This is a genomic window from Microcoleus sp. F10-B2 (assembly GCF_036704965.1).
GTDB lineage: Bacteria > Cyanobacteriota > Cyanobacteriia > Cyanobacteriales > Microcoleaceae > Microcoleus.
On record NZ_JAUBTB010000215.1, the window covers coordinates 1 to 1,896 of the forward strand.

The 1,896-nt window shown below is 45.2% G+C and carries 1 protein-coding gene and 1 pseudogene; both read right to left on the reverse strand.

Going from position 1 to position 1,896, the window contains the following annotated elements:
- Window positions 1-64 precede the first annotated feature (64 nt).
- Window positions 65-1,180: pseudogene (locus QUA99_RS32695) on the reverse strand (AAA domain-containing protein); the annotation flags it as partial.
- 33 nt (window positions 1,181-1,213) lie between these two features.
- Window positions 1,214-1,852 (reverse strand): hypothetical protein, encoded by a 639-nt coding sequence (locus tag QUA99_RS32700; protein WP_333448860.1) that lies wholly within the window; start codon window positions 1,850-1,852, stop codon window positions 1,214-1,216.
- Window positions 1,853-1,896: the final 44 nt, after the last annotated feature.

Sequence of the window (1,896 nt, forward strand, 5' to 3'; positions counted from 1 at the left end):
ATAATATTGCTTTTAAATGTGTGTGATTTTTGACGCTCGGAGGACAACTTCATCATACCCTAGTTCAGCAACGCCGAATAAATAAGTCTAGGGGATTGGCCCTGGCTGCCTCATCAATAATGACTGTCTCAAAAACACTATCAACATTTCCAGTTGTGGACTCCATTTCTTTGCCTACTGCCTGCTGACAAGTAGCTGCCAAAACAACGGTGTAATTTCGCAGCATTTGCCGGACGCCATTAGGGTCGCTTCTCAAGTCGTTCAGGTATTCCTCTACAACAGCTTCGACTCCAGACTGGGATTGACGCACTTGCTCTGTTAGTGCCTCTCGCACTTGTTCTAATAGAGATTCGATCTCAGGATTTGCAACCGATGCGGTTATTGAATCATTTGCTCTAGGAGTAAGTTGATCTAAAAGTCTGATTTGGAGGGCGGCCAAATCATTGAGAAAAGGAGGCTCACCAGGAAACTCGAAATTATCCCAATCGGCTGCTGTTTCTAGAAGGCGGCGATCGCCATCCGATAACAACTTTAATGATTCAAGGCGACGCAGAGTTTTGTATGCAGCAGTCGGCCCGTCATCAGAGAATGAAATTGGTTCAATGCGGAGCGATTTGATTGCTTTAATTGCTAATTCTCTAGCTTCGTTATTGATTGAATAATTGGTGGAATTTCCTAATGTAAGGGTACGGCTTTGTTCTAAGAGGCGATCGCTAAGTTCTCCCGAAATCCTAAGTTTTGTCAAATTGTAAATGTCTTCTAGCAATTTTGCTGTTTGCTGCAAATTTCCTGGAGTCAGTACATAACCCGTGACGAGATTTTGTACCTGACGCAACAAAGCTGTCTCTGGCAGTTCAGACCAGCTAGCCCGTTCAGCTTCAAGTGCCTCAATTCGCTCTCTACGCCAGCGATCGACATTATCTGGGGCATCGCTACGACTAGATCTACCTCCAACGCGAACTGCCGGAAGCCCAAATATAACGGTTCGTTCTGCCACATTTTCAACTGCATCATGCTGGTAACTGGTCAGGAGCAAACGGTGGGAAACTGTGCCATTTCTGTTCTTTTCAATTTCAGACAGAGAGGCTTGAATCGCAGTAATAACTTTGGTTTTACCTGTTCCTGGTGGACCTTGAATTAAAGCAATATCCGGCGTATTAATAGCGACCTGCAGTGCCTCTTTCTGACGGGAAGTGGGGGAACCCTGAAAAGCTTATTTTACGGTTTTATCTAGTAGCTTATGCTGGCGATAATTTGAAATGGGAATTTTTTGATCTTGTAATATCAGCCCGAGTTGAGGCATAGGGCAGGTTGCTGTTCGGATCAGCTCTTCGGCACGTTTACGCCGATTTAAGCGGGTGCGATCGCCTTGAAGAGAAACATACAGAAATCCGTTTGGCGGTGGAGAGAGCAATTCATCTGGATTAGATGGGCGGATGTCCAGAGTCAGTTTTTGGGGATCGATATCACTGATTTGTCCAAAAAACAGCTTCTGGCTGCTAGCAACACTTTCTAAACTGCTCAAGTCAGGTTCTTGATCGCTCGCTTCCAGAGGAAACTCAGATAGATCCCTCAATGCCTGCAACCTTTCCTGCAAATTCGCCTTTTTTTCAAGGTGGAAGCGACGATCGCCCGACGCTAACATTTCTTCAGAGGAGTAAGCGATCCAGCCAATCTCATGTGCTTTTTGGACGATCGCCTTTTCCTCCAATTCGTTATATTCCCGCCATAAGGACAGATAAGTATCTGCATTTCTGGTAAGTGTGTCTAGTTCTGTTTGGATGCTTCCTCGTAGTGTCCCCGCGATCGACATATCACAGCAGGGTAAGAGCATCTCAATCAGTCTTGACAAAAGGATTTGAGAAGAAGCATCATGTATTCATCATTCATTGCAGC